The organism is Mucilaginibacter limnophilus (assembly GCF_004005815.1).
Taxonomy (GTDB): domain Bacteria; phylum Bacteroidota; class Bacteroidia; order Sphingobacteriales; family Sphingobacteriaceae; genus Mucilaginibacter; species Mucilaginibacter limnophilus.
Window position 1 is genome coordinate 56,549 of sequence record NZ_SACK01000006.1, and the last position, 24,779, is coordinate 81,327.

General features: G+C 43.5%; 24 protein-coding genes. 7 read left to right on the top strand and 17 right to left on the bottom strand.

Annotated elements, in window-relative coordinates:
* Nucleotides 1–31: 31 nt before the first annotated feature.
* From EOD41_RS13710 to EOD41_RS13755, 10 genes are all read right to left on the bottom strand, one after another.
* On the bottom strand, nt 32–1,219 hold the full coding sequence (locus tag EOD41_RS13710) for an aspartate aminotransferase family protein (protein ID WP_127705860.1): 1,188 nt from the start codon (nt 1,217–1,219) through the stop codon (nt 32–34).
* 115 nt (nt 1,220–1,334) lie between these two features.
* The gene (locus EOD41_RS13715; RefSeq protein ID WP_127705862.1) at nt 1,335–1,811 is read right to left on the bottom strand and encodes an aldolase/citrate lyase/malate synthase family protein; all 477 of its coding nucleotides are present in this window, start codon (nt 1,809–1,811) and stop codon (nt 1,335–1,337) included.
* 2 nt (nt 1,812–1,813) lie between these two features.
* Nucleotides 1,814–2,629, bottom strand: coding sequence for a hypothetical protein (locus EOD41_RS13720; protein ID WP_127705864.1), 816 nt, complete (start codon nt 2,627–2,629; stop codon nt 1,814–1,816).
* Between the two features lie 60 nt (nt 2,630–2,689).
* The gene (locus tag EOD41_RS13725; protein ID WP_127705866.1) at nt 2,690–3,244 is read right to left on the bottom strand and encodes an RNA polymerase sigma factor; all 555 of its coding nucleotides are present in this window, start codon (nt 3,242–3,244) and stop codon (nt 2,690–2,692) included.
* A gap of 31 nt (nt 3,245–3,275) precedes the next feature.
* Nucleotides 3,276–4,241, bottom strand: coding sequence for a transketolase family protein (locus EOD41_RS13730; protein ID WP_127705868.1), 966 nt, complete (start codon nt 4,239–4,241; stop codon nt 3,276–3,278).
* A gap of 99 nt (nt 4,242–4,340) precedes the next feature.
* Nucleotides 4,341–5,186 (bottom strand): transketolase, encoded by an 846-nt coding sequence (locus tag EOD41_RS13735; protein WP_127705870.1) that lies wholly within the window; start codon nt 5,184–5,186, stop codon nt 4,341–4,343.
* A 57-nt stretch (nt 5,187–5,243) separates the two neighbouring features.
* Nucleotides 5,244–5,705, bottom strand: coding sequence for a thioredoxin-dependent thiol peroxidase (gene bcp, locus EOD41_RS13740; protein WP_127705872.1), 462 nt, complete (start codon nt 5,703–5,705; stop codon nt 5,244–5,246).
* Nucleotides 5,706–5,715: 10 nt separating this feature from the next.
* Nucleotides 5,716–7,428 (bottom strand): M23 family metallopeptidase, encoded by a 1,713-nt coding sequence (locus EOD41_RS13745; RefSeq protein WP_127705874.1) that lies wholly within the window; start codon nt 7,426–7,428, stop codon nt 5,716–5,718.
* A 3-nt stretch (nt 7,429–7,431) separates the two neighbouring features.
* The gene (locus EOD41_RS13750; protein ID WP_127705876.1) at nt 7,432–8,043 is read right to left on the bottom strand and encodes a fumarylacetoacetate hydrolase family protein; all 612 of its coding nucleotides are present in this window, start codon (nt 8,041–8,043) and stop codon (nt 7,432–7,434) included.
* A gap of 94 nt (nt 8,044–8,137) precedes the next feature.
* Nucleotides 8,138–8,641: a T9SS type A sorting domain-containing protein gene (locus tag EOD41_RS13755; protein ID WP_127705877.1), complete on the bottom strand. Its 504-nt coding sequence runs from the start codon at nt 8,639–8,641 to the stop codon at nt 8,138–8,140.
* Between the two features lie 194 nt (nt 8,642–8,835).
* On the opposite strand from EOD41_RS13755, the gene EOD41_RS13760 reads away from it, so the two are divergent.
* The gene (locus EOD41_RS13760) at nt 8,836–10,806 is read left to right on the top strand and encodes a KUP/HAK/KT family potassium transporter (protein ID WP_127705878.1); all 1,971 of its coding nucleotides are present in this window, start codon (nt 8,836–8,838) and stop codon (nt 10,804–10,806) included.
* An 82-nt stretch (nt 10,807–10,888) separates the two neighbouring features.
* Here EOD41_RS13760 and EOD41_RS13765 read toward each other — a convergent pair whose 3' ends face one another.
* Together EOD41_RS13765 and EOD41_RS13770 are read right to left on the bottom strand one after the other, a co-directional pair.
* Entirely contained in the window at nt 10,889–12,280 is a 1,392-nt protein-coding gene (locus EOD41_RS13765) for a sugar porter family MFS transporter (protein WP_127705880.1), read from the bottom strand.
* Nucleotides 12,281–12,303: 23 nt separating this feature from the next.
* Nucleotides 12,304–14,058, bottom strand: a complete 1,755-nt coding sequence (locus EOD41_RS13770; protein WP_127705882.1) for a class I mannose-6-phosphate isomerase — start codon at nt 14,056–14,058, stop codon at nt 12,304–12,306.
* Nucleotides 14,059–14,369: 311 nt separating this feature from the next.
* Here EOD41_RS13770 and EOD41_RS13775 point away from each other — a divergent pair, with 311 nt between their 5' ends.
* From EOD41_RS13775 to EOD41_RS13785, 3 genes are all read left to right on the top strand, one after another.
* A complete protein-coding gene (locus EOD41_RS13775; RefSeq protein ID WP_127705884.1) occupies nt 14,370–15,176 on the top strand; it encodes a 5'-nucleotidase, lipoprotein e(P4) family in 807 nt (268 codons plus the stop codon).
* A gap of 81 nt (nt 15,177–15,257) precedes the next feature.
* Complete coding sequence (locus tag EOD41_RS13780; protein WP_127705886.1) at nt 15,258–16,124, top strand: aldose 1-epimerase family protein; 867 nt, start codon at nt 15,258–15,260, stop codon at nt 16,122–16,124.
* Nucleotides 16,125–16,212: 88 nt separating this feature from the next.
* On the top strand, nt 16,213–16,557 hold the full coding sequence (locus EOD41_RS13785; protein ID WP_127705888.1) for a hypothetical protein: 345 nt from the start codon (nt 16,213–16,215) through the stop codon (nt 16,555–16,557).
* Nucleotides 16,558–16,604: 47 nt separating this feature from the next.
* Here EOD41_RS13785 and EOD41_RS13790 read toward each other — a convergent pair whose 3' ends face one another.
* From EOD41_RS13790 to EOD41_RS13805, 4 genes are all read right to left on the bottom strand, one after another.
* The gene (locus EOD41_RS13790; RefSeq protein WP_127705890.1) at nt 16,605–19,421 is read right to left on the bottom strand and encodes a DNA gyrase/topoisomerase IV subunit A; all 2,817 of its coding nucleotides are present in this window, start codon (nt 19,419–19,421) and stop codon (nt 16,605–16,607) included.
* Nucleotides 19,422–19,510: 89 nt separating this feature from the next.
* Nucleotides 19,511–20,512 (bottom strand): ABC transporter ATP-binding protein, encoded by a 1,002-nt coding sequence (locus EOD41_RS13795; RefSeq protein WP_127705892.1) that lies wholly within the window; start codon nt 20,510–20,512, stop codon nt 19,511–19,513.
* 72 nt (nt 20,513–20,584) lie between these two features.
* The gene (locus EOD41_RS13800) at nt 20,585–21,817 is read right to left on the bottom strand and encodes a thioredoxin family protein (RefSeq protein WP_127705894.1); all 1,233 of its coding nucleotides are present in this window, start codon (nt 21,815–21,817) and stop codon (nt 20,585–20,587) included.
* A 66-nt stretch (nt 21,818–21,883) separates the two neighbouring features.
* Complete coding sequence (locus tag EOD41_RS13805) at nt 21,884–22,471, bottom strand: hypothetical protein (RefSeq protein WP_127705896.1); 588 nt, start codon at nt 22,469–22,471, stop codon at nt 21,884–21,886.
* Nucleotides 22,472–22,704: 233 nt separating this feature from the next.
* Between EOD41_RS13805 and EOD41_RS13810 the strand changes: the two genes are divergently transcribed.
* From EOD41_RS13810 to EOD41_RS13820, 3 genes are read left to right on the top strand one after another with little or no spacing between them, the layout of a single operon-like run.
* Nucleotides 22,705–23,481 (top strand): HipA family kinase, encoded by a 777-nt coding sequence (locus EOD41_RS13810; RefSeq protein ID WP_127705898.1) that lies wholly within the window; start codon nt 22,705–22,707, stop codon nt 23,479–23,481.
* The gene (locus EOD41_RS13815; RefSeq protein WP_127705900.1) at nt 23,468–23,854 is read left to right on the top strand and encodes a DUF3037 domain-containing protein; all 387 of its coding nucleotides are present in this window, start codon (nt 23,468–23,470) and stop codon (nt 23,852–23,854) included. Before EOD41_RS13810 ends, EOD41_RS13815 begins: the two co-directional genes overlap by 14 nt.
* 18 nt (nt 23,855–23,872) lie before the next feature.
* Nucleotides 23,873–24,283 carry a DUF6157 family protein gene (locus EOD41_RS13820; RefSeq protein ID WP_127705902.1) on the top strand — a complete coding sequence of 137 codons (411 nt, stop codon included), beginning with the start codon at nt 23,873–23,875 and terminating at the stop codon, nt 24,281–24,283.
* A 1-nt stretch (nt 24,284) separates the two neighbouring features.
* Here the strand turns inward: EOD41_RS13820 and EOD41_RS13825 are convergent, their stop codons facing one another.
* On the bottom strand, nt 24,285–24,767 hold the full coding sequence (locus tag EOD41_RS13825; protein WP_127705904.1) for a hypothetical protein: 483 nt from the start codon (nt 24,765–24,767) through the stop codon (nt 24,285–24,287).
* Nucleotides 24,768–24,779: the final 12 nt, after the last annotated feature.

The window sequence follows — 24,779 nt, forward strand, 5'->3', positions numbered from 1 at the left end:
GATGAATGAAATGAATACTATTTGTCAGAAATCAATGATGATAGTCAATCGATTGCAAAATAATTTGGCACGCTGTATTGATTTGTTCCAGAGAGATAATTAAAGGAGGAGCAATACGCATGGCGTTATCGCAATGCAAAAACCAGTCGGTTATTATACCGTTTTCTATACAGCGGTCGATTATTTTTTTGTTCAGGTCGAAATTCTCCAGTTCTATGGCCAGCATCAGGCCTTTTCCACGCACTTGCTTAATTGCCGGATGCACCAGCAACTGCTTGAACAAGGCTTCCTTTTCTGCAACCTGATCGATTAATTTTTCAGCAAGCAGGGCTTCTAAAGCCGCTAAACCAGCCGCGCAGCATACCGGGTGACCACCGAATGTAGTTATGTGGCCAAGTATGGGATTATCTTTTAATGCACCCATTATTTCGTTAGAAGAGATAAACGCGCCTATAGGCATGCCGCCCCCAAGCGCTTTAGCTAACAACAAAATATCAGGTACAATGCCATAATGTTCAAAGGCAAACAGTTTGCCTGTACGGCCAAGTCCTGCCTGAATTTCGTCAAGTATCAACAAAGTACCTGTTTGGCTGCACTTGTGACGCAGCGCCTGCATGTAAGTAATTTCCGGTACGCGTATCCCGGCCTCGCCCTGTATGGTTTCAATAATAACGCAGGCAGTTTCTTCGGTAATGAGGCTAAGATCGTTGATGTTATCAAACCTGATAAAATCAATATCCGGCAGTAACGGACCATAACCACGTTTAAATTCATCGTTACCCATTACGCTTAACGCGCCGTGTGTACTGCCATGATAGGCGTTATGACAGGCTATGATCTTGGTACGGCCGGTATAGCGTTTCGCCAGCTTTAATGCTCCTTCAACCGCTTCGGTACCCGAGTTTACAAAATACACCGATTGCAGGTTATCAGGCATTAACGAAACCAGCTTTTCGGCAAAGCGTACCTGCGGCGTTTGTACATATTCACCATACACCATCAGGTGCATGTATTTATCTACCTGGTTTTTTATGGCTTCAACCACTTTGGGGTTGCGATGACCGATGTTGCTTACGCCGATGCCTGATATTAAATCGATATAGGGTTTTCCTTCAGCATCATACATGTAAATCCCTTCGGCACGCTCAAACTCCAGCAGCAACGGAAAGTTAGTGGTTTGCGCGTTGTTGGCTAAAAAAAGCTGGCGAAGAGTGGGCATGAGTACATTTTATTAGATGTGCAAATGTACGATTTTACGATGTGCAGACGTGAGGATATGCAAATGCGCATATTCAATTCTGTTAATCCTTTAATTTAGAAAATTCCGGTTAAGACTAATTACCTGCCCTCTCGCTACGCTCGCTAAGTTGTTTGATCACCTCGTCGTTGAATTCACGTTCGCTTTTATAGAGTTCGCTTACCTTTTCAGGCGGAAGGATCTTCAGAAATTCTTCGTTATACCGTTTACGGATGTTTACCATTTCGGTATCGTAGTAAAGATCGTTCTTGATTTTTTTGTTTGCATCCGCCTCTCCGTCGCTATTACGTCTTTTTAAGCGGCGAATGGTAACCATTTGCTGCTGATATTGCCTGTACAGCGGCCAGAATTTTTTTGACTGATCAGAAGTAAGATTAAGCTGTTTGCTCAGGTATTCTTTTTTAACGTTAGCCAGTTTTGCATAGGGCGAGTTTTGTTTCTCGCCGTTCGGATTACGAAAACCTTGCGCACCGGCAGGCACCTGCGCGAAAGCCTGATAACTAACACCCAGCGCAAATACTATAAAGTATATAAATTTGGCCAGCTTACCCATTATTAAAGTTCAGTATCTATATAGTCCAAAATTTCTTCGTCACTCACGTTCGGGTCGGTAAGCATAACCTGGGTTTCACCCGCGTCAAGGTTTTGCTCAACATAGTTTTTGATTTCACTTACCGGGATATCCGAAAGCTGAGTATGCAAATAGGTTGCTGTATGCTGCGGCGGATTGTTGTTTGATCCTATCAAAAACGATACGCCAATTACAACCGTTATGCAAGCGGCAACCGCGTATTTGTATATCCGTGAATTAAACAACCTGCGCACTATTGTCTGGCGTTTTACCTTTTCAACAGCGGCAGCATTTTTATCAGCATTAACAGTTTTGTCAAGTATCGCGGCATTCAGTTTATCAAAATACCCTGCAGGTACAGCAAATGTTTCTTGAGGCTCAACATTTAACGCTTTTTCAACAGCAATACGTGCAGTTATTTGCTGTTGCAGATCTTCAAAATATCCCTGCGGAACTTCAAAGCCGGCGGTTTCCTGTTGCACGGCCTCTTCAATAGTAATGCGGCTTTGTACATTACCCGTTAATTCGTTAAAATAACCTTCGGGAACGGTAAAACCTGTGTTTTCTACATTTATTGCTTCGCCTATATTAATGCGGCTCATAATGTTGCCGCTTAATTCGTCGAAGTAATTTTCAGGCACGTTAAAACCGCCGTTGTTTACGGTTAAAGCGTTTAATTTATTAAGGGAAAGGATACGTTCGCTAAGGTTATGGAAATAGCCGTCGGGCACTGTAAAAGGGTTATTTGCATTAACCTTTTTAAGTTCCGGAAATTCATTCAGCCAATCTTTGTTCTCCATATCGCTCATCATACCCTCATTAGATTACAATGTTCTGTAAAGGTTTAAAGAGTTTTCAAATTAATTTGACGACAGTAAAAATGCCTCTATTTTTTTCACTGCAAGGTGAAACGACGCCTTAAGCGCACCCACACTGGTACCCAGCACTTCAGATATCTCCTCATACTTCATGTCTTCAAAGTATTTCATGTTAAATACCAGCCGCTGCTTATCGGGCAACGTTAGTATTGCCTGCTGTAATTTTAGTTGCGCCTTATCACCGTTAAAGTATGAGGAATCGGCAAGCGTATCCGCAAGTTCGTATGATACATCATCAAGCGGTACGTTGTTTTTCATCTTTTTCCGGTTCAAAAAGGTGATGCATTCGTTGGTGGCAATGCGGTACATCCAGGTGTACAGCTGCGCATCGTTACGGAAACCTGGAAGGTTTTTCCACACTTTCACAAACACATCCTGCACCAGGTCGTCGGCATCGTCATGGTCAATAACCATACGGCGGACATGCCAATAGATTTTCTGCTGATACTTCTTAAGTAACAGGTTAAAGGCTTCATTCCTGGTTTTTTCGTCGCGGAACTTGCTTAGTATTTCCTCATCTTCAGCCTGTGCGGCCATGTATTAAACTTTTATACCTTAAAATAAAGAACTATGCGTTTTGTTTTTTTCTGGCGATGACTTTTTTAACAGCCTTAACAATGTTTACAGCATCAAGGCCATATTTGGTCATCAATTGGGCAGGTGTGCCGCTTTCGCCAAAGCTGTCGTTAACAGCTACAAACTCTTGCGGAGTAGGGTTATTAACAGCCAATAATTGCGCTATGCTGTCGCCCAAACCACCAAGACGGTTATGTTCTTCAGCAGTAACCACGCAACCTGTTTTAGCCACTGATTTTAAGACAGCCTCTGCGTCCAATGGTTTAATGGTGTGGATGTTGATGATCTCGGCATCAATGCCTTCTTCAGCCAATATTTCGCCTGCCTGTATGGCTTCCCATACCAGGTGGCCGGTAGCGAAGATCGATACATCAGCGCCTTCGTTAACCATCCATGCTTTGCCGATCTCAAACTTTTGATCAGGATCAGTAAATATTGGTACAACCGGGCGACCAAAACGCAGATAAACCGGACCATGATGCTCGGCAATAGCGATAGTAGCGGCTTTGGTCTGGTTATAGTCGCAAGGGTTGATCACCGTCATACCCGGCAGCATTTTCATCATGCCGATGTCTTCCAGTATCTGGTGTGTCGCGCCGTCTTCACCCAAAGTTAAACCCGCGTGTGAAGCGCATATTTTTACATTCTTGTCAGAGTAAGCTACCGACTGGCGTATCTGATCGTACACGCGTCCGGTAGAGAAGTTGGCAAAAGTGCCTGTAAAAGGTATTTTACCCGAAGTAGCCAAACCGGCAGCAATACCAATCATGTTAGCCTCGGCAATCCCCACCTGGAAAAATCTCTCAGGGAAAGCCTTGATAAAGTCGTTCATTTTTAGTGAACCGATAAGGTCGGCGCACAAAGCGACCACTTCAGGATTGCGTTTGCCTGCTTCCAGCAGCCCGTCGCCAAAGCCTGAACGTGTATCTTTTTTATCAGTGTAAGTGTATTTCTTCATTGTTTTCTGCATGGTGCAAGGCGCATGGTGTTTATGTGCCTGTACTATAATTGTTTTAAGGTTATGCAGCCAACGGCAATCGCCGTGTGCCCGCCCGGCTTAATAGTCTCCTAAAGTTTCTTCCAGCTGTGCTAAAGCAACGTTCAGTTGCTCGTCATTAGGGGCAACGCCGTGCCATTTGTGGCTGCCCATCATAAAGTCGACGCCGTAGCCCATGCCTGTTTTCAGCAGGATAACTACCGGTTTGCCTTTACCTGTATGGCTGATTGCTTTCTGCAGCACAGCTACAACTTTTTCCATGTCGTTACCGTCACCTTCCAGCACGTCCCAGCCGAAAGCTTCAAATTTGCCTTTCAGGTCGCCAAGCGACAGTACCATTTCGGTAGGACCGTCAATCTGCTGGCCGTTGTAGTCAACAGTACAAATCAGGTTATCCACTTTATTATGCGGCGCAAACATTGCTGCTTCCCATATCTGGCCTTCCTGTAACTCGCCATCGCCATGCAGCGAGAACACCAAACGGTCGTCACCATTCAGCTTTTTAGCTAAAGCGGCGCCAATGGCAACCGACATGCCCTGACCCAATGAGCCCGATGCTATGCGTACGCCCGGCAAACCTTCGTGGGTAGTAGGGTGGCCTTGTAAACGTGAGTTGATTTTACGGAAAGTAGCCAGCTCAGCTTTATCAAAATAACCGGCATGTGCCAGTACGCTGTAAAAAACAGGAGAAATATGTCCGTTTGAAAGGAAGAACAGGTCTTCGCCTTTGCCCTCCATATTGAATTTAGGGTCATGCTTCATGATGGCGAAGTACAGTGCCACCAGGAAATCGGTACAGCCCAGTGAGCCGCCGGGGTGTCCCGACTGGCAGGCATGCACCATCCTTACAATATCGCGCCTAACCTGCGACGCTATTTTCTTCAGTTCTGATATGTCTTGTGTCATTAACCAGGGTTTATATTTTCGCCGCTAAATTAAGGTATAAATAATATACACAGGCATTTATTTTAAAATGTCGAGTACCTGTTGCGACGAATTTGCCGTATCAACCTTGTCAATTATTTTAATAATTGTGCCGTCGCCGTCAATAATAAAGGTTTTACGTGCGGTGCCCATATACTTTTTGCCGTACATGTTTTTTTCAACCCAAACGCCGTATGCTTCATTAATTTCTTTGCTTTCGTCGGCAATCAGCGTAAAGGGCAGGCTATATTTATTCTCAAATTTTTTGTGTGATTTTTCACTGTCAACGCTAACACCAATTACTTCATAGCCTTGGCCAATTAACGACTGGTAATTATCCCTGAAACTGCATGCCTCAGCGGTACAGCCCGGGGTATCATCCTTAGGATAAAAATATAGAATTACGGTTTTGCCTTTAAAATCTGATAACGATACGGAGTTGCCGTTCTGATCGTTAGCGGTAAAGCCTGGTGCTTTATCGCCTGCCTGTAATGTTGCCATAATAGTAAGTTTATCTGTAAAATGTTGCCGAGTACTTCGACACATTGTCGACATTATCGGTAACTATCAGTTCAAAAGTATGCTTTCCCGGCTTAAATCCTGCATCAAAATAATATCTTAACAGCTTGGTTTTATAGTCATGTTCAATAAGCACCCATTTGCCATCTATAGTACCGGTATAACTTTTTACCCCAGAAAGGTTATCGCTCATACGCATGGTGATGCTTGGTAAAGCTTTCATGCTCTTGCCTTCGGCGATATTTACCGGCGTAATTACAGGCGGCACGGTATCTACTTTAATGTAATAATCACCAAAAAAGCGGCATTCGGCTTTTACATAACCGTCTTCATATACCCCGGCGTATGCATTGCCTGCTGTGCTTACCAATACTGCTTTACTGGCAAGTTTACCAATGCTGTTATCAGGCTTTATCCAAAGATCGAAACCATCATGCAAAGGTGTAAACTTATTATGTATGCGGTACGTAGCTGAATAAGTGCCCGGCTTGGCGGGGAGTTTTGCGTAATTGAAGTCGAGGTTATCATATAAATTACCAGGCTCAATAACCACTTTCACATTATCAGCGCTGAACTCATTCTGTTGGTCATATTTAAACAAGGTGCCTGCAGGCTGAAACGGCTTTATATCAGTTTTTGACGATTGCACTTTGATGGCAAGCGTAGAGGTATTACCTGCTACATCTTTTATCACAAACTCCACATCGTGCATGGCATCATCTGTAAAGTTGATTAGTCCGCGGTTAACGGCTTGAGGGTATAACTTGCTGTTGTTGCCCGGAAGGATGAAGCATTTCTGCATCCAGCGTTTTGAGGTAAGAAAGGCGGGGTAGTCGATATGCGAGTTTATGGCGCGGGTTTGATCGAACGCGAATCGTTCGTTAACGTAGGTGTAAACGGTATTGCCGTCAAGTTTTAGTTCGATAGAATAAACGCCGTTGCGGTTTGGTGAAACGCTGTTCATATCGTGAACCGTTATGCCGAAACCAACTTCGCCGCTTAAATGTACAGGCTGGTTGTTTTTTAGCCGGTAACTATTGCCGGCGCCCGTGACCGGCAGAAACATGTGCGGTGTTTTCTCGCTGAACGGCGCGCCGTTTAGATGATACGTAGCAATTGAGAGTATTGTTGGCGGAACCTTATCAGGTATGGTAAGACCAAAAAGCTGCGGGTTGACAGTTTCTTCGGTTTTTGAATCGCGCATTTCAAAATGCAGGTGCGGCCCTGCGGAAGCTCCCGCGTTGCCCGACCAGGCAAAAACCTGACCTTTAAATATCCGCATCTGCAATGGGTCGAGCGGAAAGTCAACCACATAGCTTTGGTGCTCCAGCTGGTAAGCACGTATAACCTTTTCAATTTCAGGGCTAAACCTGTCGAGGTGCCCGTAAACACTGGTATAGCCGTTGGGGTGGGTAATGTACACCGCCCTGCCGAAGCCGCCAAACTGTATGCGCAGGCGCGAGATATAACCATCCATTACGGCATATATCGGGTAGCCTATGCGTTGGTTGGTTTTAAAATCGAGTCCCGAATGAAAGTGGTTAGCCCTGAGCTCGCCGAACGAGCCGGCAGTACTGGGCGGAAGATCAAGCGGGTAACGAAAAATGTCGGTAGGGTAATACTTGCTTTGTATTATATCTTGTGAAAAAACCGAACTGCAAATAATAAAACTGCTTACGAGGGTGGTAAGGGTTTTTTGTATCATGCCTTACTTAACGTAAAAATCAAGCAATTGTTGACCCTCAATGTAACCTTCCAGGTGGTCGCCAATTTTTACTCTGCCAACGCCTTCGGGCGTGCCGGTAAATATCAGATCGCCTTTTTTAAGCGTAATGTACTGTGATACAAAAGCAATGATACGCTCAAATGAGAATAGCAAATTTTGTGTATTGCCGTTTTGGCGGGTTTCGCCGTTAATATCCAACCGGAAGTTTATATTGTAAAGATCAGAAAATTGTGCTTTCGGCAGAAAGGTACTTATAGGCGCCGAGCCGTCGAACGCTTTGGCCAGTTCCCATGGCAATCCCTTTTCTTTATGGCGCTGCTGAATATCACGCGCGGTGAAATCTACGCCAAGCCCAATTTCATCAAAATAATTGCCTGCAAACTTCTCGCTGATATGTTTCCCTTCTTTAGATATTTTAAGCACCAATTCAATTTCGTGATGAATATCTTCTGAAAAATCGGGGTGGTAAAAAGGCTTATTTTCTTTCAGCAGGGCGGTATCCGGTTTCATAAATATTACCGGAACAGTTGGTACAGGGTTATTCAGTTCCTTAGCGTGTTCGGCGTAGTTGCGGCCAATGGCAATTATCTTCATACAAGCCAAAACTAAAAAATAATCAAATCAGTTTTGCGTTGAAGCAGAAAGGTTACAAAGTGGTTGTGTGAATGACTGTTGACCAGTGATTGATTTACAGTATCGACAACTTTTTGATAGTAGATTCGGTACCGGCCATAATACGTACGAAGTAAAAACCGCGGCTCAGCTTGTTGTTAAGATTATAACTGAATTTTTGATCGCCTGACTCAACTCTTTGCGAAAAAATGGTTGCGATATCGTTACCAAGCAAATCGACGATTTTGATAGTAATGTTGGTATTACGCGATACCTCGTAACTTACGTTCAACTGCTGGTTAGTTACGGGGTTAGGATATACCTGAACGTTGCTCAACAATTTTTCATCCTGACCCTGACGGTTCACATTAACTTTTGTTGTAGAAACTATACCGGGTTTTAGTGGTGGTAACGCAAACGGAAGGCCGTTTTTTAGATATGAATTTTTGGCGTTTTTCGCTTTACGAATGGCTATTGTTGTGTCTTGTTGTACTGTATTTGCAGCGAAAGCAAAATTTATGGTAATCGCCAGTGCGATAACATGTAACCATAAATTTAAGTAAGTAAATTTTCGCTTCATACTCAGCCTATTCCTGCAAATGTATAAATTACACCATCGCTATTCAAAAAGTTCTGTTTTTTATTTCAATTTTAACAAATTTTAACAAAAACACATTTTTATTGTTGCTGTAACATAATGACTTATACGATTCCTAATGGTTTAAGTTTGCAAACGGAAAAAAATTATACTTTTGCCATCATTATATATAGATAGTGTCAACTCATAAAGACCTTCGAAAACTTACGGTTCCCGGACTGCTTATAAGTTTGGGAATAATATACGGCGATATAGGTACATCCCCCCTATATGTGTTTAAAGCGATAGTAGGCGATAACCCTATAACCGAGTCGTTAGCACTTGGCGGTGTTTCGCTCATCTTCTGGACCCTTACCCTGCAAACCACGGTAAAGTATGTACTGATAACCCTTCTTGCCGATAACAAGGGTGAGGGTGGTATTTTTTCACTTTTCTCGCTGGTTCGGCGTAAGGCTAAGTGGCTGATAGTGCCCGCGGTTTTAGGGGGCTGCGCGTTGCTTGCCGATGGTATTATTACACCGCCTATCACCATATCATCAGCAATAGAGGGTTTGCACACCCGCTACCCATACCTGCCAACCATGCAGATAGTGATATGCATTATCGCGCTGTTGTTTTTTATTCAACAGTTTGGTACTTCGCTGGTAGGTAAGGCGTTTGGTCCTATCATGTTCCTTTGGTTTACCATGATGGGTGTACTGGGTATCGCATTTATTATTCAAATGCCCTCGATAATTAAGGCATTAAATCCTTATTATGCATATAATCTGCTGGTTAACGGCTCAGGGCATAGCAGCGCGTTTATCATATTGGGCGCTGTGTTTCTGTGTACTACAGGAGCCGAGGCATTGTATTCAGACCTTGGGCATTGTGGCCGTTCAAACATCCGCGTGAGCTGGATCTATGTAAAAAGCTGCCTTGTGCTTAACTATTTGGGCCAGGCAGTATGGCTGATGCAGCGTGAAGGTCAAACAATTGACCTTGATCTGCATAACCCGTTTTACCAAATCATGCCATCATGGTTCCTGATATTTGGTATCGGTTTGGCAACGGTAGCCGCTATTATTGCCAGCCAGGCGCTTATATCAGGCTCGTTTACGCTGATAGCCGAGGCCGTGCGTTTAAACCTATGGCCAAAGGTGCGTATCAACTATCCAAGCGATCAAAAAGGTCAGCTGTATGTACCAAGCATAAACTGGATACTTTGTGTAGGCTGTATTATAGTGGTACTTATTTTCCAGCATTCGCAGGATATGGAAGCCGCTTACGGCTTAAGTATTACCGTGGCCATGCTGATGACAACCATACTGGTGTCAAAGTTCCTGCAGCGGCGCAAGGTGCCTGCATATCTGATAGGCATTTTTCTGGTGGTGTATCTGCTTATTGAGGGCACTTTCCTGTTGGGTAACCTGGTTAAATTTATACATGGTGGCTGGTTCACCTTGTCGATAGGATTGCTGTTGTTTATGGTAATGTGGTCGTGGCATACGGCGCGGCGCATTAAAAACAGGTATGTTAAGTTTATTGAGATTGAAGATTATTTCCAGATACTGAAAGAACTTAGCGATGATGAAACTGTGCCGAAGTACTCGTCACAACTGGTGTACCTTACAAGCGCTAATTTTAATTCTGAGATAGAATCAAAGATCATTTATTCCATACTTCAAAAACAACCCAAGCGGGCTGATGTGTACTGGCTGGTACACGTTGACGTAGTTGACGAACCTTATACCCGTGAGTATGAAGTAGACTTTCTGGTACCTAATAAACTTATCCGTATTGATTTCAAGCTTGGTTTCAGGGTTGAACAACGCATTAATGTGTTGTTCCGCAAGGTAGTTGAAGAGCTTGTGAAGAATGGCGAGGTAAACATTACCAGCAAGTATAAATCATTAGGAAAGCATAATATAGTTGGCGATTTCCGCTTTGTGGTGATTGAAAAAACGCTGTCCCGCTCACATAATCTTTCGTTTTACGAGCAGCTGATTATGGATATTTATGTGCAACTTAAAAAGATGAGCTTGTCTGAAGAAAGAGGTTTTGGTCTTGACCTGAGTTTTGTTACCATCGAAAAAGTTCCGTTGGTTTTAACACAACAGGACAACATTGAACTAAAAAGGGTGCCGGTTAGTACAGGAGTTAATTAATTAAAAACTTCGTTGAGACAAAATAGAAAAAGGAAGCCTTTTAGAGCTTCCTTTTTTGTTTAGTTTAAATATATCAGGTTTGTTATTTTGTCCAGCTGGCCTCAATTTCTTCAAGGGTTCTTTGCTTGGTTTCCGGTATTCTTGCTTTGGTGAACAGCCATAGAATAACCGCATTTACTCCAAACAGGATAAAAGTAAACGCTGCTGCTTTGGCATCTGTGCCGCCCCATGTAGTATTATCAAGCAAAATTGGCGTGAACTGTGTGATTAATACCACACCAAGCCATAGTACCGTAGTTGCGAACGACATGGCTATACCCCGGGTTTTTGTTGGAAATATCTCTGACATGATAACCCACGGAATAGGACCTAATGATGCAGCGAATGATGCTATATAGATAAATATAAACGCCATAAGGTAAATTGCACCGGCTCCGGTAAGGAAGCAATAAGCAGTACCTATAAGGCTAAACAGCATGCCGGCAACCCCCCAAAGTAATAATGTTTTACGTCCAAGCTTGTCTATAAAGCTAATAGCTACAAACGTAAATACAGTATTGATGAAGCCGATAATTACGGTAAGCATTAATGCCGCGTCGGTAGTTGAGCCGGCGCTTTCAAATATTTTAGGGGCGTAATAAATAATAGCGTTGATGCCGGTTATCTGGGAGAATAACGCCAGTACAACACCAACTATCATGGCTTTGCGTAAACCGGGTTTAAATAGTTCTCCTACGGTGCCTTCTTCGTGGCCAAGACTTGCTTTTACCTCTTTTACTACTTCCTGCGCTTCTTCTTTACCGTTTAGCCTTTCAAGCGTATCCATGGCTTCGCTGCTGCGATTCTTTTTTATCAGCCATCTTGGGCTTTCAGGTACAAAAAATAGCAATACCAAAAATAACATTGATGGTAGCAAGCCTGAACCTATCATCCACCGCCAGCCTGTGTCAACACGCCATTGCTCTTCACCAAACGAGGCGATCTTCATGTTAACGAAATAAATCAGGTTGATGCCGATTACAATAGCCAGCTGATAAACGCTCACCAGTTTACCACGGATATTTGCCGGGGCGATTTCTGAGATATACAGCGGTGATAACATTGAGGCCGCGCCTATACCAATACCGCCAATAATGCGGAAAATAACAAACATGGTTAAGTTTGTTGGCAATGCCGCGCCTATTGATGAAATTGCAAACAGTACTGCTGTAAATATCAGTACGGTTTTACGGCCCATCTTGTCGCTTAAGTAACCGGCGGTGCTGCTGCCTAAAATACAGCCCCAGATAGCGCTGCTAGCTGCCCAGCCTTCCATTGCCGACGATAACTGGAACTTGGTTTTAATAAGGCCGATAACACCGGCAATAACAGCGGTATCATAACCAAACAGTAAACCGCCCAAAGCAGCCACTATTGTTAATTTTATTACAAATCCGGAAGATACCGGCTTTTGTAACGTTGCTTCTCTACTCATAATTTTAGGTTATAATTTGATAGTTAAATTCGAACGTAAGCTTTCAGCGTACCACACTCTCTCCCTTCCGATTCACCATACGGACGGATGGTATATTCACCAACAGCGGCCGGTATTATAAAGGTTTCGGCGTAATGTACTACAAATGGTTCGAAAGCATTGGTCGGGCTTTCAACAATGGCTTCACGGCCTTCAACCAGATTGATCACGTTAACACCACCGTTGGTGTTATGGCTTACTTTGCCGGTAAACCAATGCCTGCGGGTTTCAATAAACTCCAGTTCGTTAAGGCCGGTACGCTCTTCGCGCCAGCCTTCACCTTCGGCCAGTGGTTCAACAAGGTTAAGCGCATTTTTTTCAACCCAGGCAGCATCCCGATCCCACTGTATTACATTTTTACCGTGCTCAATGTTGATAGGACGCGGTTTGCCGTCGAGGCCTAAACGGCCCCAGTCCCAAAGTTTAAAAGTAAAGATGTAAGGCGTAGCGCTTATCTCAAGCACCATGCCGCCCGTACCCGAGCAATGCACCGTACCGGCAGGAATCGACACGTGATCGTGTTTCTTTATCGGCCATTTTTTTACGAACTTTTCATCATCAAACAGCTTTTCGCCACGCTCGGCCGCACGTAGGTCTTCAATCATTTCATCAGGGTTGATACCTTCCTGTAAGCCCAGGTAAACTACAGGTTCGGCAGCTTCATCAACATCAAGGAAGTAATAGCTTTCATCCTGTGTATAATGCATGCCAAACTTCTCCTGAATGTATTCGGTAAGTGGGTGCACCTGCAAGCTCAGGTTGCCGCCTTGTATGGTATCTAAAAAGTCGAAACGGATAGGGAACTCATCGCCAAAACGCGAATGTACCTTAGGACCAAGCAGTTCGTTGGTTTGGTAGAATACCACGTTTATAGACGGCACTTCTACATCAATGTCACCAAAGCGCAGTAACAGACTGTTCTCTTCCGGAACGCCGTCAAAACACCAGGCAAAGTTCATCACATCATGGTCAAGGTCACAAACATCCTTCATCCATTGTCCGCCCCACGGCCCAGGATCAAAAAATGGCACCACACGGAACGGTTGTTTAACGGTTTGTTTATAACCGGCAAGCACAGCTTCACCGGTAACCAGCTTAGGATTGCCTGCGGCATTGGTATCCAGTACAAAATCAATTTTATTAAACAGCTTTTTCTTTAAGCGGTCAAGTGCACGCCAGTCAACAAAAAATCCTCTTTTATACTGAATTGAAAATTCTTCCTGGTTATTACTGATGCCGATGTTGTTCACCAGTTTTTTACGCATACGCAGTTGTATTTCCCAACGTGCCATATCAGCATACACCAGCATGTCATATGCAGGAGCAACAAGGCTTGCGCCAATGCCATAAACTATAACAACGCCATTAGCCAAGTCAACTTTTTGCTGAACCGCTGTTAGTTTTTCTTTATCCTGATAATCGCTGATGTCAAGGCGGGTCATATAACCGAATATCCTGTCGTCGGTAACATCAGGATAAGTCATTTCAAGTATTTCCTCTTCGCTTTTCAGCGCGTTGGCAGCGTCAACCCATACATCATGCTTAACAAGCCCTTTCAGGTTGCTAACCAATTCGTCAGTCAGCACACCCTGATAAGTTTCAACAACAATTAGCTTTTTACCTGCCGCGATACTGGCATTAAGTTTTTCGGCAATTGCTTTCCAACCAGTAACGCATGACTTGTTTTCAGCCTCTACCACCACGTGAGGATATTTGTCGTAATTAGGAGGAGTTTTCAATTTTATATAGTTAGTAATTAAAATTTCAGGTATATATGTTAATACATATTGCTTTCCACTTTTTGAGCGACTAAATGTATATTTCTCAAAATAAAGCCATAGTATTGATTATCTGGGTGACGGTTCTAACGACAAAGTAATGAATAAAAAATGAATTTGTGATATTAAAAATCGATTTTCTAAATAGTTTAACAAAATATACATTCTTTACATAATGTATGTACAATATGTATAAAAAGATTCTATCTTCAATCTGGCTCACGTTTGTTATCCTGCCCAAACTAAATAAATTTGCAAACGGATTTTTTGGTATGACTAAAACGCTGAAGATATTCTTATTTACTATTTGCTGTGCAACCTATATCTCGTGCACAACAGTACAAAAAACTACTACGTTGTCAATAGCTAATAACGGCAAAGTGTGGGCATCGCTATGGCAACAGCGCGCCGCCGAATACAAGGCTTTGTGCCTTCAGGCGTATATTACAGCACACTTGCGTCTCGGCGAAGCATTGAAACAGCCTTCAGCATTGCCTATGGCTATAGTTACCGACATTGATGAAACTGTGCTTGATAACAGTCCGTACGACGCTTTGAGAGGTATTAACAATCAGGAATATGATATAGCCACCTGGAAAGCATGGACAGCCAAAGCCATCGCTGATACCGTACCGGGCGCACCGTCGTTTTTTAAATATGCCGCATCTAAAGGCGTTACAATATTTTATATAACCAACAGGGATGAAGATGAGCGAACTGCTACCCTTAAAAATTTGCAGTTATATAATATGCCTAATGTTGACGATGCGCATTTATTAATGAGGCAGTCGTCGTCAAGTAAAGAAAGCCGCAGGCAACAGGTTCTAAAAAACTATAACATTATTTTGTTATGCGGTGATAACCTTGCCGATTTTGACAGCCTTTATGATAATCATCCCACCACTGAAGCGAGGGATAATGCTACTGCGAAGCTTTCGCCGTTGTTTGGCAAGCGGTATATTGTGTTGCCTAATGTGTCGTACGGCGATTGGGAAAACGCTTTCTTTAAATACAATTACAAACTTAAGCCAGCGCAAAAAGATTCGGTGATACGTTCATTGGTTAAAACGCCCCGTTAAAAACCATTTCCGGCAGTTATTTGTTGAAAATATTTAAGGGCAAATAATACCTTTACCACGCCAATATTACAATTCTATCATATGACAGTAATTGAAAATGAATACCTGCGTGTAACCATTCGCCAACAGGGTGCCGAACTTACCTCGATACAAAATAAAACTACCGGTATTGAACATTTATGGCAGGCCGATGCTTCTGTTTGGGCCTGGCATGCGCCAACTCTTTTTCCGGTTGTAGGGGGGCTTGTTAACGACGAACTGTTGGTGCAGGGGCAGGCTTATAAATTGCCGAGGCATGGTTTTGCCCGCAACAGCACATTTATTTTGGATGAGAACAGCCGCCAGCAAGCTACTTTTTCGCTTCCTTACAGTAATAAAACGCTCGAGGTATATCCGTACAAGTTCGATTTTCAAATCATATACACTTTAATAGATAATGCCCTGCGGGTTACGTACAAGGTAATCAATCTTGATGATAAAACCATATACTTTTCAGTAGGAGGCCATCCGGCTTTCAATGTGCCGTTTCATGCGGGAGAGCAGTATGAGGACTATTACCTGGAATTTGAAACCGAAGAACCGCTGGTTACAAATCTGCTGTCATCTGCCGGGTACTTTACCGGCGAAACAGCGCCGGTTTCATTAGAAGGTAAAAAGCTCCGTCTGTCTGCAGATTTATTTAGCCGCGACGCGCTGGTTTTTAAAAATATCCGATCGAAGCTTGTAACCATTAAAAGTGATAAGCATGGTGAAAGCCTATCAGTTGAATATCCGCATTTTGAACACCTGGGTATATGGGCAAAGCAAGGTGCGCCATTTTTGTGTATCGAACCCTGGTTAGGTTATGCCGATGCTAAAGGTGGAAATGCAGACATTTCACAAAAGGAAGCAATACATTCGCTTAAACACGGACATACTTTTGAAGCCGCTTATTATATAAGTGTTTAAAAGTTGTTTATTCCGATAATTTAATATTTTCTTAAAACATTTTAAAGGTTTGTGAAATTATGTGTATAGAAATCACAACTTTAATGCTATGAAAAAGAAAATTTATTTAATCGCTACAACAGTGTTGTTAACGCTGGCTGTATTTAACAGCTATGCTGCTACCAATGATGATGACAAAAGCAAAGGTATCACCAAAGAGGCCATTGCTAATATGACCGAAGAGCAAAAGCAGGCTCGTGTAGAAGAAATTAAACAGCGCGTTGAGGAAATTAAAGCGATGGACAAATCGCAAATGACCAAAGAAGAGCGCAAAGAGCTTAAAACCGAACTTAAAAGCCTTAAGCAAGAAGCACAGGCAATGGGTGGCGGCGGCGTTTACCTTTCAGTAGGCGCTATCATCATTATCATTTTGGTGTTAATATTGATCCTGTAAGGATATACAACTAACAAGAAAGGCGCTCAATTTGAGCGCCTTTCTTGTTAAAATAAACTCGACTGCCCCTTATCATCTATTTTGATATCGTCAGGATTAGTAATTTCAAAATCAACCTTTTTAGCAGGCTTTTCTGCCGATGGCTCTTTGTTTGAGTCTTTGATACCGCCTTTTGCATCCTCTGACTGCTCTTTTACTTCTTCCTTGGCTTTTTGTACTGCAACTGCTCCTGCTACTTCTTCACCCGCAGGCGGCACATCTTTAGCAGTTTTATCTTCAGGCGTTATGGTAATTTCGGTATCCTCAACGCTATCGGGTGCCGGGTCGGGTACATCTTCGGCGTCATCGTGCTCGGCTATCAGCTCAACACTTTGCACCACATGTGCCGACAGGCGGTTACCCATAGCCTTCATACCTTTTACATCTATCAGGTCGGTAAGGTTTAGCTCGACAGTTTCAGGTACTGCAGCTTTGCCTTTCAACTGCTCAACCTTTACCACAGGCTGCGCCGAACCGGAGATAAGCACGAGTTTCGAACCGCTTTCCTCGCTGATTATGCTGGTTTGCTTGCCTATGGCAGTATTGTCAAACACAAAGCGTTTTATCATGTAGTTTTTCGACTTACCCTCGAAATGCACAACCGAATACACTTTTTCCGGATCATACTTTTCAATCAGGATCATCTTGTCGTCAAAGTGGTTGTTCAGGTCGAAGCTGGTAAGTTCATAAACACCGTTTGCCAATACAGTAAGTATGCGGTCGTCGCCGTCAAATTCACCAAGATATTTGCCGCGACTGTCGGCATTCAGGCGTTTAAGTATATCATCATACCAGATCTTTCTGCCTGCCAGTGTTGATACGCCTTTACTTTTCAGTATGATTTTCTTAACCGGGTATTTGGTTACGATGTTGCCCATTGATCCGCGGCCTTTGATGGCTATTTCAGCGAAATTCTCGTCGAACTGAAGTTTCTTCAGTTTTGAATGTGGCTTCAGTTGGATATTGATGATCTCAGCTTCACCATTAGGGTTAGCACTAAAGTACAGAACTTTAGACCCTTTGGTGCCTTTGGTGAGATCATACTCTTTATCACGGGTAATGCCGGTAACCGAGAAGCGTTTGATATAGCTTACGCCGCTTTGCCCGTCTTTATAGATCATGTTGTACACGGTGCGTTCATCATTTTTCTTGAAGACGGCCACATGAATGATCTCTTTACCAACAAAAACCTTATCCTGTACTTTAGTGACCACAAACTTTCCATCGGCACGGAAAACGATAATGTCATCAATATCTGAACATTCGCCAACCAATTCAACATTATCATCCTTTTTAAGTCCGGAACCGATGAAACCATCTTCGCGGTTAACGTATAGTTTAACGTTTGCAAGCGCTACCTGCGCAGCTTCAACCTTATCAAACGTGCGTAGTTCAGTTTTTCGGCCGCGGTCATTACCGTACTTGTCTTTCAGTTTTTCAAACCAGGCAATAGCAAACTCTGTGAGGTGTTTAAGGTGGTGCTTAACCTCTTTTATTTCATCCTGAAGATTTTTGATTTGCTCATCCGTTTTCTTTACGTCAAAACGGGTGATGCTGCTCATTGGTTTATCAATCAGCTTTTTATAATCTTCGGGCAGTATCTCACGGTAAAACTGTGGGAAGAAAGGCTCGAACAAACGGTTCAATACACTTACAACCTCTTCAAAGTTTGTTGAGCTTTCATAATCAGGATGTTTGTACATCCCTTCCTGGATAAATATCTTCAGCAACGAGCTGAAAAATATTTTCTCCATCAGCTCCTTCAGCTTTATTTCAAGCTCTTGTTTCAGCAGGTCTTTGGTGGTATGCGTGCTTTCGGTAAGCATATCGTTCACGCTCATAAACCGCGGCTTGTCGTCCTGAATTACGCAGGTGTTAGGCGATATAGATACCTCGCAATCGGTAAAAGCGTATAGTGCGTCAATAGTTACATCAGGCGAAATACCGGGCGCCAAGTGGATAATGATCTCCGGGTCCCAGGTAGTGTTGTCTTCGATCTTTTTGATCTTGATCTTACCCTTATCGTTAGCGGCGATAATACTGTCAATCAAACTACCCGACGTTGTGCTGAAAGGTATCTCGGTAATAACCAGCGTTTTTTTATCACGTTCAGATATCCTTGCCCGTACACGCACTTTGCCGCCGCGCTGACCTTCATTATAGGCTGAGCAATCGGCAAGGCCGCCGGTGTAAAAGTCGGGCATCAGGTTTGGCCTTACACCACGCAGTACTTCTATCGAAGCATCAAGCAGTTCAATAAAGTTGTGCGGTAATATCTTAGTAGCCAAGCCCACCGCGATACCTTCGGCACCCTGTGCAAGCAGCAGCGGGAACTTTACCGGCAGGGTAATGGGCTCTTTATTACGGCCATCGTAACTTGCCTGCCAGTCGGTAGTGTCAGGGTTAAATAACACCTCGTTTGCGAATTTCGACAAACGTGCCTCAATATAACGCGGCGCCGCTGCCGAGTCGCCGGTGATAGGGTGCCCCCAGTTACCTTGGGTATCAATCAACAGATTTTTCTGACCAATCTGCACCATGGCATCCCCAATAGAAGCATCGCCGTGGGGGTGATATTTCATAGTATGGCCTATTACGTTGGCAGCTTTGTTAAAGCGTCCGTCGTCCATTTCTTTCAGCGAGTGCAGTATGCGTCGCTGTACAGGCTTAAGGCCGTCGTTTATATGCGGTACCGCACGGTCGAGAATTACATATGAGGCATAATCAAGAAACCAGTTCTCGTACAAGCCATCTAAAGAGATAACATTTTGTAATTTTTCATCGCCGTTGGCAGATATTTCGTTTCCGTTTATCTCGTCACTCATCAGTAGCTATAAATAAATATGGATGGGTAAATATAGGCATGCTTGCTAAAAAAATAAGCAATGAATTATTCACATCGAGGCAGGATATGTTAATACTCCAGATAGCCCCACGCTTTCAGGGTTACCTTGTCGCCGGCTTTAAACTTGCCCTGCTCTTTGTTAAAGGCCCTGGCGGTGATACCATCATGATCCAGCACCAACTCTTCGTAAAAGCCTTTGAACAATATATTTTTCACAACCCAGCGGTTAAGCGCCCAGCCGCCGCTTACATCAATGTAATGCGGATAAATCACCACCGTTTCTTTTTTCGCATGTATGCCAAGCAGCTTAGCGTCTGCCTTGCTTAACACATTGCAATTGGTAAGCAGTTGCGCCGTATATAAGTTAGCCGGGTTTTGATACAGCTGTTTGGGACTACCTGTTTCGAGCACTTTGCCATCTTTCAGTACAATCAGTTCATCAGCCATTGAAAGCACCTCCGCCGGATCATGCGATACCATAATTACCGTCAGCCCTGTGTCGGCAACTATTTGCCTGATATCCTGCTGTAATCCTTCACGAAAAGAAGCGTCTACCTGGTTAAACGGCTCGTCAAGCAGTAACACTCTTGGCCGGGTGGCAATTGCACGGGCAATGGCAACACGTTGTTTTTCACCGCCGCTTAAATCAAACACCCTTTTATCGGCAAGGTGCAACATGTTAAGTTGGCGTAACACCTCTTCAGTACGTGCCTGTTTTGTCGCTATGTCAGTATTTGGCAACAGTACTGCGATGTTATCCCATACCTTGGCAAACAGGTTTAAATCGTCGGTATGCTGGGTAACCATTTTCATAGCGTCATGACCGGGTATCAGCTTTTCTTCGGGTCCCCAAATGCGTTCGCCTTCAAACAAAACTTTCCCTTTTTCGGGCGATAACAAACCGAACAACAGCTTCAGCAATGTAGTTTTACCGCTGCCGCTGGTGCCTATAATAGCGGTTATTTTACCGGGGATTATGTTTAAGGTGATATCTTTAACGCCACCCTCATGGTGTGTTCCTGTAAATACTCTGCTTATGCCTACGGCTTGTAGAAAGGGTTTTTCTGTCATACAATCGGCAAATATACATAAAACAAAAAGGCCGCTAAGCGCGGCCTTGGTATATTGGTTAGTAAATAAGTTTTAATCCCAGGTTGGCTTTCCTTGTTTCATTTTGTCGAGCGTGCCCTGTAACGATGGATCTTTAGCCACTGCTTCCTGCTCAACTTTTATGGCTTCATCTTTTTTGCCCAGCTTGTACAGCAGGTTGGCATAAGTATCCATAAAGCCGGGCTCATTTGCAGCTTCGCCGCTAAGACTTTGTTTCGACCATGCCAGCGCTTTGTTCATGCAGGCAACATCATCGCAATTTTCAAAAACCGCCCATGCATAGTTGTTCAATACACTTGGATTTGCTTTTGCGCCAAGGCCCGCTAAATAAGTTGATACAGTTTCGCTGAACTTAGGCCAGTTCTGGGTTTGCTTGTAATAATTTATTTGCGCCGGCAGTGCTATCTCATCGCCAAATGCAGGATATTGTTTACGAAGCGTTGCTTTTACGTTTTCCCAGTCGATATTGTCTTTGTAAGTATTGCCTTCTTTGTAAATCAATGATGGTAGCACCTCTTTGCCAATTATACTTTTCACAATGTTGGCGCTTGTGCCGGGGCGTAAAAAGGCGTCGGCCTTTTCAGGATTTTCAGTAAATACTTTAAAGCCCGGATCTGTGGTTTTGTTAGTAGCCGATGCAAGCATGCCAATGATATCGGCTCTATATAAATTAGATTGTGTTGCAATGTATTTATTAACTACTTCTGATGAAAAAGGCTCATCATAAGCTTGTTGTGATGCCAATGCCAATGCATGCAGAAAAGCGGTATCTTTTTTACCGGCTGCGTACTCTTTTTTCATAGAGTAATACTGCGTTTTCGGATTCAGCGCGTTTTTAGCCCACTTAATAAACTCCGGCGCGTTTGTTGAACCCAGCGCGCGGTGTACCAGTTCGCCATCAGGGTTAAAATACAGGTAGGTAGGGAAAGCCCGTATCTGGTAGTCAACCATCAGGTTGTGCGCGTCCTGGTACCATTTTTTAATTTCTTCGCTGTCGTTAGCGGTAGTATCAAGCTGTGCTTTTACATTTATGAAGTTGGCGTTGAAAAATGTTCCTGTTTCTTCCAGCGGAAAAATTTCTTTTGCCATGTACTTGCAGGGGCCGCACCAGGTGGTAAAGCCATCTACAAATATGTATTTCTTTTCGGCTTTGGCTTTAGCTTTTATTTGTGCCCAGGTAAGGTTATGTTCAAAGTGCATGCCTTTGTCCTGCGCCGAAGCCACCGTAAAAACAAACAGCAGCGCGATAGCTGATAATAATTTCATGATTGTTTGATAAGTATGTATCAAAGCTAATGCTTTATTACATAAATCCTTACAATTGAAAAGTAATTATTTTGTTGCGGTAACTACCTGGTAATTAAGTAATGACTTGGCTTGCTCGGCAGCGCTTTTAAAATCAATCAGGTCGTCGGTATCAAACAGGTATTCTGATTGCGGCAGACCCTCAACCAGCTTTACATTTACATGCCAGGCTTTTGTTTTGCTTAAAAGTTTCTTTTCATTATATGCTTTTACCCAAAAGCCGCTGTGCGATTGGTATTTGTATTCAACGTTGTTTTGCGGCGCCTCTACATCAATGGTATTAACCATCATTTTGTCGAGTGCCTGGATAAACTCATCCAGTTCAACGGCATCAATATAGGCCGACATGAGCGGCGCATAATTACGGCCGGTAGTGCCCGATATCCTAAGGCCGCTTTCAGTAATACCCGCGTTTGCATTGGTTACAGTAATTGCCTCGAACAGCAACGACCGGACTTTTTTGATCTTAACAATTTTTTTCTCGATAGTTTTTTCGGGGGCATCAAGCATTTTGCCCACTCTGCAGTTTTTTGAACTGTTAACGGCCTGATTTTGTGCATTAGCGGCAAAAACAAAGCATAATAGTGATAAGGTGAATAAGGTGGCGGTTTTCATTACGGCTCTAAATTAAAAGTTAATAATCATTTAACAAATCCCGGGTGCAGTACCCGGGATAAGATGCGTTTCAATAGGTGTTTGTGATGTGGTGCAAATTTAAATACCTCATATTTTGAAAGTTTGCACCGTTGCTTAACTGTTACTTTTTTGTTGAGTTCTTCACATTGTTGCTCAATAGCCTCACGGTTATGATATGCAAATGCCGATGCTTATTATTGCAGTATAATAAAATGAGCATTTTTAAGCCCGAATTACGAACCGTAAATGTTACGCGCTACGTTACTCCGCTGCGCGAAGGCGGCTCGCTGCCGGCTATAGCCGAGGCAGACGATGATTTTTTGTATGTGCTGAAATTTCGCGGCGCGGGGCAGGGGTTAAAAGCCCTGATAGCCGAGTTGATTGGCGGTGAGGTTGCACGCAAGTTGGGCTTTAAAGTGCCCGAACTGGTATTTGCCAACCTTGATACCGCCTTCGGCCGTACCGAACCCGATGAAGAAATACAGGACCTGCTGAAGGCCAGCGTTGGATTGAACCTGGCACTGCATTACCTTTCGGGCGCTATTACATTTGATCCGGTAGTTACACAGGTTGATGAAAAAACCGCATCACAAATAGTTTGGATGGATGCCTTGCTTACCAATGTCGACCGCACAGCCCGCAATACCAATATGCTGGTTTGGCATAAAGAGTTATGGTTGATAGATCATGGTGCGGCATTGTATTTTCACCATTCGTGGGATAATTGGGAAGAACAGGCCATGCGTCCGTTTGTGCAGATAAAAGACCACGTACTGCTATCGTGCGCAAGCGAAATAGAAACTGTTGACAAAGAGTTTAAAGCGATACTTACACCGGAAGTAATTAAAGCGATTGTTAACCTGATACCTTCCGACTGGCTAAGTGAGGATGATGCTGAAGAACGCCGTGAGGTGTATTACCAGTTTTTAACACGCCGCATAGCCGCGTCGGAAGTTTTTGTAAAGGAGGTGCAGCGTGCAAGGGCCTGACCTGTTTGAATATGCCGTGATACGCGTTGTACCCAGGGTAGAGCGCGAGGAGTTCATTAACGTGGGCGTAATACTTTTTTGCTCTAAAAAGAAATTTCTTCAATTCAAATACGAAGTGAACGAAAGCCGCCTGCTCGCGCTATCGCCCGAACTGGATATCAATGAGATAAAAGAGCACCTGCAAGCCTTTGAACAAATATGCCTTGGCAGCAAACAAGGCGGCGCAATTGCACAACTGGATATGGCATCACGTTTCAGATGGCTAACAGCTTCAAGGAGCACAGTTGTACAAGCATCAAAGGTACATCCGGGCCTTTGCGGCAGCGAAATGGAAGGGAAATTGCAGAAGTTGTTTGAACAGTTGGTGTTGTGATTTAAATTTTTGAGGAATATGCATACCACAAACTATTACGATACCTTTATTGAAGTGGCTGACGATTGCCGCGTAACCGCCGCCGAAATACCGCAGCAAAAAGGCGACAATAAAACCGTAGCCGCTTTACAGTTTGACATGCTGATCGAGCATCCGTATCATTATACTTCAGACGATGTGGTATTTGGTGTATATGCTGCTAAAAATCACATCACTAAAAAGGATGAAGCGGATGAAAGGGAAAAGTTTTTTTCAAAAGGACAGCCCTGTTTGCGCTCGTCGCCATTAGGAAAACGTTATGGCTGGGGCATACATAGCAACGCCGAAGGTAAAGTGGCCATATATCCGGTAGAGTCCGAAGAATACAAAATATTTGCTACAGACAAAAACCTGAAACATGTAAAGGCCATGCGTAGCAAAAGGGCCTAAACTATTTTATTACCTTCAATAACCTGCCTTCTTCGTCGAAACAAAAAATATAATTGTTTAGTGTGCTTTTGCCTGTTGTATCGGCAGCCATAAACTCGTGTTCAAGCTTATACCCCGAGAAGCGAGGCTTCACTTTGCGGGCTATGCTGTCTTGAAGATGTTTAAAATTATTCTGTTTTTTTGTGTACCAGCCGGTTGTTTCGCGCTGTTTGTATAGCTTGAAATCCTCACCCATATCCCTGAAACGAATTGCTTCCATCTCCATAACAGAATCATCCAGACGGATATACTCTTCGTTGTTTAAGTGCGACTCCATAATACTGTCGAGCTTGCTGAACGAAACAGGCTTGTAACTTGAAAAATCAGTAAGATAGTTTTGTAAGTATTTTTGGGCATTATGCTGCGCTGTTTTATTCAATTGCTTTGTCGGACCTGTACAGGCCACTGCCAAAAACAGTATAAAAAGGGGCAGGGGATACCTCATACCGCAATATAA

Bases quoted from the DNA above. Each gene is read 5' to 3' on its own strand.
- EOD41_RS13720 (WP_127705864.1), bottom strand. From the start codon at position 2,629: ATGGAGAACAAAGATTGGCTGAATGAATTTCCGGAACTTAAAAAGGTT.
- EOD41_RS13715 (WP_127705862.1), bottom strand. From the start codon at position 1,811: ATGGGTAAGCTGGCCAAATTTATATACTTTATAGTATTTGCGCTGGGT.
- EOD41_RS13725 (WP_127705866.1), bottom strand. From the start codon at position 3,244: ATGGCCGCACAGGCTGAAGATGAGGAAATACTAAGCAAGTTCCGCGAC.
- EOD41_RS13755 (WP_127705877.1), bottom strand. From the start codon at position 8,641: ATGAAGCGAAAATTTACTTACTTAAATTTATGGTTACATGTTATCGCA.
- bcp (WP_127705872.1), bottom strand. From the start codon at position 5,705: ATGGCAACATTACAGGCAGGCGATAAAGCACCAGGCTTTACCGCTAAC.
- EOD41_RS13790 (WP_127705890.1), bottom strand. From the start codon at position 19,421: ATGAGTGACGAGATAAACGGAAACGAAATATCTGCCAACGGCGATGAA.
- EOD41_RS13810 (WP_127705898.1), top strand. From the start codon at position 22,705: ATGAGCATTTTTAAGCCCGAATTACGAACCGTAAATGTTACGCGCTAC.
- EOD41_RS13820 (WP_127705902.1), top strand. From the start codon at position 23,873: ATGCATACCACAAACTATTACGATACCTTTATTGAAGTGGCTGACGAT.
- EOD41_RS13780 (WP_127705886.1), top strand. From the start codon at position 15,258: ATGACAGTAATTGAAAATGAATACCTGCGTGTAACCATTCGCCAACAG.
- EOD41_RS13795 (WP_127705892.1), bottom strand. From the start codon at position 20,512: ATGACAGAAAAACCCTTTCTACAAGCCGTAGGCATAAGCAGAGTATTT.
- EOD41_RS13775 (WP_127705884.1), top strand. From the start codon at position 14,370: ATGACTAAAACGCTGAAGATATTCTTATTTACTATTTGCTGTGCAACC.
- EOD41_RS13730 (WP_127705868.1), bottom strand. From the start codon at position 4,241: ATGAAGAAATACACTTACACTGATAAAAAAGATACACGTTCAGGCTTT.
- EOD41_RS13745 (WP_127705874.1), bottom strand. From the start codon at position 7,428: ATGATACAAAAAACCCTTACCACCCTCGTAAGCAGTTTTATTATTTGC.
- EOD41_RS13805 (WP_127705896.1), bottom strand. From the start codon at position 22,471: ATGAAAACCGCCACCTTATTCACCTTATCACTATTATGCTTTGTTTTT.
- EOD41_RS13710 (WP_127705860.1), bottom strand. From the start codon at position 1,219: ATGCCCACTCTTCGCCAGCTTTTTTTAGCCAACAACGCGCAAACCACT.
- EOD41_RS13785 (WP_127705888.1), top strand. From the start codon at position 16,213: ATGAAAAAGAAAATTTATTTAATCGCTACAACAGTGTTGTTAACGCTG.
- EOD41_RS13800 (WP_127705894.1), bottom strand. From the start codon at position 21,817: ATGAAATTATTATCAGCTATCGCGCTGCTGTTTGTTTTTACGGTGGCT.
- EOD41_RS13735 (WP_127705870.1), bottom strand. From the start codon at position 5,186: ATGACACAAGACATATCAGAACTGAAGAAAATAGCGTCGCAGGTTAGG.
- EOD41_RS13765 (WP_127705880.1), bottom strand. From the start codon at position 12,280: ATGAGTAGAGAAGCAACGTTACAAAAGCCGGTATCTTCCGGATTTGTA.
- EOD41_RS13750 (WP_127705876.1), bottom strand. From the start codon at position 8,043: ATGAAGATAATTGCCATTGGCCGCAACTACGCCGAACACGCTAAGGAA.
- EOD41_RS13825 (WP_127705904.1), bottom strand. From the start codon at position 24,767: ATGAGGTATCCCCTGCCCCTTTTTATACTGTTTTTGGCAGTGGCCTGT.